This window comes from Ideonella sp. B508-1 (genome assembly GCF_000333615.1).
GTDB lineage: Bacteria > Pseudomonadota > Gammaproteobacteria > Burkholderiales > Burkholderiaceae_C > Ideonella.
Genome location: NZ_BADL01000445.1, coordinates 1 through 7198, shown reverse-complemented (window position 1 = coordinate 7198; position 7198 = coordinate 1). Strand labels below are relative to the sequence as shown.

6 protein-coding genes are annotated in these 7198 nt (G+C 70.9%); 5 read left to right on the top strand and 1 reads right to left on the bottom strand.

The features are described from left to right. The 4 genes from I73_RS28855 to I73_RS18045 form a co-directional block, all read left to right on the top strand. The coding region (locus tag I73_RS28855; RefSeq protein WP_040500791.1) for an FAD-dependent oxidoreductase at positions 1 to 787 on the top strand (787 nt) is incomplete at its 5' end. Between the two features lie 23 nt (positions 788 to 810). After that, positions 811 to 2127, top strand: a complete 1317-nt coding sequence (gene preA, locus I73_RS18055; RefSeq protein ID WP_022981897.1) for an NAD-dependent dihydropyrimidine dehydrogenase subunit PreA — start codon at positions 811 to 813, stop codon at positions 2125 to 2127. 10 nt (positions 2128 to 2137) lie between these two features. After that, entirely contained in the window at positions 2138 to 3580 is a 1443-nt protein-coding gene (gene hydA, locus I73_RS18050) for a dihydropyrimidinase (RefSeq protein ID WP_022981896.1), read from the top strand. Between the two features lie 26 nt (positions 3581 to 3606). Then, a complete protein-coding gene (locus I73_RS18045) occupies positions 3607 to 4869 on the top strand; it encodes a Zn-dependent hydrolase (RefSeq protein ID WP_022981895.1) in 1263 nt (420 codons plus the stop codon). A gap of 22 nt (positions 4870 to 4891) precedes the next feature. Here the strand turns inward: I73_RS18045 and I73_RS31065 are convergent, their stop codons facing one another. Then, the gene (locus I73_RS31065; protein ID WP_051049272.1) at positions 4892 to 5581 is read right to left on the bottom strand and encodes an alpha/beta family hydrolase; all 690 of its coding nucleotides are present in this window, start codon (positions 5579 to 5581) and stop codon (positions 4892 to 4894) included. 170 nt (positions 5582 to 5751) lie between these two features. Here I73_RS31065 and I73_RS18035 point away from each other — a divergent pair. Further along, on the top strand, positions 5752 to 7198 hold a 1447-nt coding region (locus I73_RS18035; RefSeq protein ID WP_022981893.1), incomplete at its 3' end, for an ABC transporter ATP-binding protein.

Genomic DNA, 7198 nt, shown 5'->3' with positions numbered 1-7198 from the left:
GCTGCTGCAGACCGGCGGCATCACCGTGCGCTGCGGCTGGAAGCTGGCGTCCCTGGCCCAGCTGGTGGAGCTGCGCAACAGCTTCGACGCGGTGTTCCTGGGCCTGGGCCTGGGCGGCACGGCGGCCCTGGGCGTGCCGGGCGAGGACCTGGCCGGCGTGGCCGACGCGGTGGACTTCATCGCCCAGTTGCGCCAGGCGCCGGACCTGGCCCGCCTGCCGGTGGGCCGGCGCGTGGTGGTGGTCGGCGGCGGCATGACCGCCATTGACGCCGCGGTGCAGGCCAAGCTGCTGGGCGCCGAGCAGGTCACCATCGCCTACCGCCGCGGGCCCGAGGCCATGTCGGCGTCCCAGGTGGAGCAGCACTGGGCGCAGACGCACGGGGTGGTGATCCGCCATCACCTGGCGCCCCAGGCCCTGCTGGGCCAGGACGGCCGGGTCAGCGCCATCGCGCTGGCCGTGCAGCAGGAGGTGGACGGCCGCCTGCAGTCCACCGGCGAGGTGGAGACGCTGGCCGCGGACCAGGTGCTCAAGGCCATCGGTCAAAGGCTGGCCCTGCCCTGGGCCGAGTCGGCCGGCTTGGCGATCCAAGGGGGGCGCTTGGTGGTGGATGCCGAAGGCCGCACCGCGCTGCCGGGCGTCTGGGCCGGCGGCGACTGCGTGGCCGGGGGCCGCGACCTGACGGTGGAGGCGGTGGAGCACGGCAAGCAGGCCGCGCTGTCCATCCATGCGGCCATCACCCAGCCCACGAACCAGCCTGCCGCGCAATCGCTGCCCTGCGCCGCCTGACCCTCTTCCAGGAGCCTTTCACCATGGCCGATCTCTCGACGAACTTCGTGGGCATCCAGAGCCCGAACCCGTTCTGGCTGGCCTCCGCCCCGCCCACCGACAAGGCGACCAACGTCATCCGCGCCTTCGAGGCCGGTTGGGGCGGCGTGGTCTGGAAGACCCTGGGCGAGGACCCGCCGGTGGTCAATGTGCACGGGCCGCGCTACAGCACCCTGCTGTCGCCCGACCGCCGGGTGCTGGGCCTGAACAACATCGAGCTCATCACCGACCGCCCGCTGGACCTGAACCTGAAGGAGATCACCCAGGTCAAGCGCGACTGGCCGGACCGGGCGATGGTGGTCTCGCTGATGGTGCCCTGCAACGAGGCCAGCTGGAAGCGCATCCTGCCCAGGGTGGAAGACACCGGGGCCGACGGCATCGAGCTGAACTTCGGCTGCCCGCACGGCATGAGCGAGCGCGGCATGGGCGCCGCCGTGGGCCAGGTGCCCGAGTACATCGAGATGGTCACCGCCTGGTGCAAGCAGTACAGCCGCCTGCCGGTGATCGTCAAGCTCACGCCCAACATCGCCGACATCCGCCACCCGGCCCGGGCCGCCCAGCGCGGCGGGGCGGACGCGGTCAGCCTGATCAACACCATCAACTCGGTGATGGGCGTGGACCTGGACACCCTGACCATGCTGCCCAGCACCGGCGGCAAGGGCAGCCACGGCGGCTACTGCGGCCCGGCGGTCAAGCCCATTGCGCTGAACATGGTGGCCGAGATCGCCCGCGACCCGGAGACCGCCGGCCTGCCCATCTCCGGCATCGGCGGCGTGACCAACTGGCGCGATGCGATGGAGTACATCGCCCTGGGCGCCGGCACGGTGCAGGTCTGCACCGCGGCCATGGTCTATGGCTTCCGCATCGTGCAGGAGATGGTCTCGGGCCTGTCCAACTACCTGGACGAGAAGGGTCTGCCCAACCTGGCGGCGGTGCAGGGCCGGGCCGTGCCCACCGTGTCCGACTGGCGCTATCTGAATCTGAACCATGTCTCCAAGGCGGTGATCGACACCGAGGCCTGCATCGCGTGCGGCCGCTGCCACGTGGTCTGCGAGGACACCTCGCACCAGGCCATCGCCTTCCACCAGGACGCCGCCACCGGCACGCGCCGCTTCGAGGTGAAGGAGGCCGACTGCGTGGGCTGCAACCTCTGCGCCTCCATCTGCCCGGTGCCCGGCTGCATCACCATGCGCGACCTGGCCCCCGGCGAGATCGATGAGCGCACCGGCGCACCGGTGCCGGCGGGCCACCGCGACTGGCGCACCCACCCCAACAACCCGATGCGGGAAACCGCGGTCTGAGGAGCGAACCATGAAGAGCCTGTTGATCCGCGGCGGCACGGTGGTGAACGCCGACCGTGAGCAGCGCGCCGATGTGCTGTGCGTGAACGGGGTGATCGCCGAGGTGGGCGAGGCGCTCAGCGCGCCGATGGGCGCCACCATCCTCGAAGCCGGCGGCCAGTACGTGATGCCCGGCGGCATCGACCCGCACACCCACATGAACTTCCCGTTCATGGGCACCCGCACCGTCGATGACTTCTACAGCGGCACCGCGGCCGGCCTGGCTGGTGGCACCACCAGCATCATCGACTTCGTCATCCCCGACCCTCAGCAGCCGCTGATGGACGCCTACCGCCAATGGCGCCAGTGGGCCGAGGTGGCGGCCTGCGACTACAGCTTCCACGTCGCCATCACCTGGTGGGGCCCGAGCGTGCACGCCGACATGGGCACCCTGGTGCGCGAGGAGGGCGTGAACAGCTTCAAGCACTTCATGGCCTACAAGAACGCCATCATGTGCGATGACGAGACCCTGGTGAACAGCTTCCGCCGTGCGCTGGAACTGGGCGCCATGCCCACGGTGCATGCCGAGAACGGCGAGCTGGTCTTCCTGCTGCAGCAGGAGATGAAGGCCCAGGGCATCACCGGCCCCGAGGGCCACCCGCTTTCCCGCCCGCCCGCGGTGGAGGCCGAGGCCGCCCAGCGCGCCATCGCCATCGCCGATGTGCTCAACGTGCCGATCTACGTGGTGCATGTGTCCAGCGCAGAGACGGCCGAGGCCATCGCCCGCGCCCGGGCCCGCGGCCAGCGCGTGTACGGCGAGGTGCTGGCCGGCCACCTGGTGGTGGACGACAGCGTCTACCGCGACCCGCGCTTTGAATTTGCCGCGGCCCATGTGATGAGCCCGCCGTTTCGCGCCAAGGGTCACCAGGAGGCGCTGTGGCGCCACCTGCAGGCCGGCGCGCTGCAGACCACCGCCACCGACCACTGCACCTTCTGCGCCGCGCAGAAGGCGGCCGGGAAGCTGGACTTCAGCAAGATCCCCAACGGCACCGGCGGCGTGGAAGAGCGCATGGCGGTGCTCTGGGATGCCGGCGTCAACAGCGGCCGCCTCACGCCCAGCGAGTTCGTCTCGGTGACCTCGGCCAACGCCGCCAAGCTCTTCAACCTCTACCCGCGCAAGGGCTGCGTGGCCAAGGGCGCCGATGCCGACCTGGTCGTCTGGGACCCGGCCGGCAGCAAGACCTTCTCGGCCGCCAGCCAGCATTCCAAGGGCGACTTCAACATCTTCGAAGGGCGCACCGTCACCGGCGTGCCCAGCCACACCATCAGCCAGGGCACGGTGGTCTTCGCCCAGGGCGAGCTGCGCGCCGAGGCGGGCGCCGGCCGCTACCTCAAGCGTGCGGCCTTCGGGCCGCAGTTCACCGCCTTGGGCCGCAAGGCGGCGCTGGCCGCGCCGGTGGCCGTGGCGCGCTGAGCCATGCCGCACAACAGGAGCATCCCATGAGCACCCCCAGCACCGTGTCCACATCCGCCCTGCGCATCCACGGCGAACGCCTCTGGCAATCGCTGATGGACCTGGCCCGCATCGGCGCCACACCCAAGGGCGGCGTCTGCCGCCTGGCCTTGTCCGCGCTGGACGGCCAGGGCCGTGACCTCGTCGTGGGTTGGGCCCGTGAGGCGGGCCTGTCCGTCACCATCGACCAGATCGGCAACGTGTTCATGCGCCGCCCCGGGCGCAACAACAGCCTGCCGCCCATCATGACGGGCAGCCACATCGACACCCAACCCACCGGCGGCAAGTTCGATGGCAATTACGGCGTGCTGGCCGGGCTGGAGGTGATGCGCACCCTCAACGACCACGGCATCCAGACCGAGGCGCCGATGGAGCTGGCCTTCTGGACCAACGAGGAGGGCTCGCGCTTCGTGCCGGTGATGATGGGCTCGGGCGTGTTCCGCGGCGCCTTCACGCTCGAACATGCCTATGCCGCCACCGACGTGGACGGCAAGACCGTGAAGGACGAGCTGCAGAAGATCGGCTACCTGGGCGACGAGGTGCCGGGCCAGCACCCCATCGGGGCCTATTTCGAGACCCACATCGAGCAAGGCCCGGTGCTGGAGGACCATGGCAAGACCATCGGCATCGTCACCGGGGTGCTGGGCATCCGCTGGTACGACTGCACCGTGACCGGGATGGAGGCCCATGCCGGCCCCACGCCCATGCACCTGCGCCGCGACGCGCTGCAGGTGGCCACCCGGCTGATGCAGGAAGTGGTGGCCTGCGCCGGCCGGCATGGCCCCGAGGGCCGCGGCACCGTGGGCATGGTGCAGGTCTTCCCGAACAGCCGCAACGTGATCCCCGGCCAGGTGAAGTTCAGCGTGGACCTGCGCAACGCCAGCGACGCCGCCTGCGACGCGATGGACGCGGACATCCGCGCGGTGGCCGAGCGGTTGGCCCGCGAGACCGGGCTGACGATCCGGCTGGACCTGGTGTCGGCCTACCCCGCCCAGCCCTTCCACCCCGACTGCGTGGAGGCGGTGGCCCACGGCGCCCAGACCCTGGGCTACAGCGCCATGCGCTGCGTTTCCGGCGCCGGCCACGACGCGGTCTACATGGCCCAGCTGGCACCGGCCGGCATGATCTTCATCCCCTGCAAGGACGGCATCAGCCACAACGAGATCGAGGACGCCGACCCGGCCCACATCGCCGCCGGCTGCAACGTGCTGCTGCACGCCATGCTGGCGCGGGCGGGCGTGGTGGCCTGATGGCGGGGCGCCCCGCGGCGCCTCACCAGCCGAGTTCGGCCTCGATGAGGGCCACGATCCGGTCGGCCTGCGCGGCGTCGATGCGGAACTCGTGGTCGGCCTCCACCACCCTGACGCGGACCTGCGGGCTCAAGGGGTAGCGCCGGGCCACCTCGGCACCGCCATAGACGTCGTGCCGGCCCTGGACGATCAGCATGGGCGTGCGCAGCGTGGCCAGGTGGCGGTAGCGCGCGGGTTCGTCGCCCGCCTCGGGGTGGCGAAAGGGGTAGCCCAGGCACACGATGTGGGCCAGGGGCAGCCCATCGGCCACCAGCGAGGCCACCCGCCCGCCAGAGGAACGGGCGAAGACGATGACCTCGCCCTGCCGCGCCAGCGCACGCACGGTGTGGGCCAGGCTGACGCAGCGCTCCTCCACCGTGCGCCGGCCCCGGCGCCGCAGGTAAGCCAGGTAGGCGGGGTGGACCAGCGCGTAGGCCAACTGGGCGCCGCGCAGCCCCAGTTGGCGCAGCCAGGGCGGCAGGCCGGGGTGCCGGCGGGTCCAGTCCAGCCAGGCGTGCACCCAGGCCGTGGCCGGGTCCTCCCAGGCCACCCGCCGTCCGGGCCGCCGCAGGCGCTCCAGCAGCTGGATGTTCAGCGGTCCGTCCTTCTGCCAGTCGTCCCGGCCCACCATCAGCAGGATGGGGTTGCGTGGGGCCGAGGGGATGGGCGGCATGACGCGGCGCATGCTAGCAGCGGTCCGGCCGTCCCGCAGCCTCCAGGCGGATGAAGCCCGCGGCCAAGACAGCGTCACCCTTCCACGCTACGCTAGAGGGCTTGGCCGCCATCCGCGGCCGTCTGTCCTGGCCCATCCGGCCCGATCTTCCGAAGGGAATCCCCTTGTCCTTGTTCGACCGTTTCGAGCGCCTCGTCGACCCCTTCCCGGTGGCGGAGTCGGGGCCGCCGCCCACCCGTTTCTGGCCCTTTCTGTGGCAGGCCACCCAGGGCGTGCGGCGCTACATCGCCGGCATGACGCTGTTCACCGCCATCATCGGCGTGTTCGAGGCCTGGCTGTTCTCGCTGCTGGGCAAGCTGGTGGACTGGCTGGCCGGCATTCCGCCGGCCGAGCTGTGGGCGCGTGAAGGCCACACCCTGCTGGCGCTGGGGGCCGTGCTGGCCGCCAGCACGCTGGCCGTGGCGCTGCAGACCATGTTCAAGCACCAGACGCTGGCAGGCAACTTCCCGATGCGCCTGCGCTGGAACTTTCACCGCCTGATGCTGGGCCAGAGCATGGCCTTCTTCCAGGACGAGTTCGCCGGCCGCATCGCCGCCAAGGTGATGCAGACCGCGCTGGCGGTGCGTGACGTCTGGTTCACCGTCTGCGACATCCTGGTCTTCATCATCATCTACTTCGTCACGCTGATGGCCGTGGTGGGGGGCTTCGACGCCTGGATGCTGATGCCGCTGGGCGGCTGGCTGGCGCTGTACCTGGTGGCCATGCGGGTCTTCGTGCCGCGCCTGGCCCATGTGTCCAAGAGCCAGGCCGATGCCCGCTCGCTGATGACCGGCCGCATCACCGATGCCTACACCAACATCGCCACCGTCAAGCTCTTCGCCCACGACCGCCGCGAGGCCGCCCATGCCAAGGGCGCGATGCAGGAGTTCCTGGGCACCGTGCACCGCCAGATGCGGCTGGTGAGCTGGTTCGAGGTGGTCATCCATGTGCTCAGCGTGCTGCTGATCCTGGGCATCGCCGGCGTGGCCCTGTGGCGCTGGACCCTGGGCGAGGTGGGCGTGGGCGCGGTGGCGGCGGCCACCGCCATGGCCATGCGCCTGAACGGCATCTCGCACTGGATCATGTGGGAGATGGCCTCGTTGTTCGAGAACATCGGCACCGTGCAGGACGGCATCGGCACCCTGGCGCGGCCGCGCCGCGTGGTGGATGCCGCCGGGGCGAAGCCGCTGCAGGTGAGTGCCGGCGAGATCCGCTTCGAGGACGTCACCTTCCGCTACGGCGAGGCCGACACCGGCCGCCCGGTGGTGGACCACCTGGACCTGACCATCCGGCCGGGCGAGAAGATCGGCCTGGTGGGCCGCAGCGGTGCGGGCAAGAGCACGGTGCTGAGCCTGCTGCTGCGCTTTCACGACGTGCAGGGCGGCCGGGTGCTGATCGACGGCCAGGACCTCGCCGGTGTGACGCAGGACAGCCTGCGGGCCCAGGTGGGCATGGTCACGCAGGACACCTCGCTGCTGCACCGCTCGGTGCGCGACAACATCCTCTACGGCCGGCCCGACGCCGGTGACGAGGCCATGAAGGCCGCGGCCGAGCGGGCCGAGGCGGCGGCCTTCATCC

What these genes read in the sequence shown, in the direction of transcription:
- preA (WP_022981897.1), top strand. Translation starts at nt 811, where the DNA reads ATGGCCGATCTCTCGACGAACTTCGTGGGCATCCAGAGCCCGAACCCG.
- I73_RS18045 (WP_022981895.1), top strand. Translation starts at nt 3,607, where the DNA reads ATGAGCACCCCCAGCACCGTGTCCACATCCGCCCTGCGCATCCACGGC.
- hydA (WP_022981896.1), top strand. Translation starts at nt 2,138, where the DNA reads ATGAAGAGCCTGTTGATCCGCGGCGGCACGGTGGTGAACGCCGACCGT.
- I73_RS31065 (WP_051049272.1), bottom strand. Translation starts at nt 5,581, where the DNA reads ATGCCGCCCATCCCCTCGGCCCCACGCAACCCCATCCTGCTGATGGTG.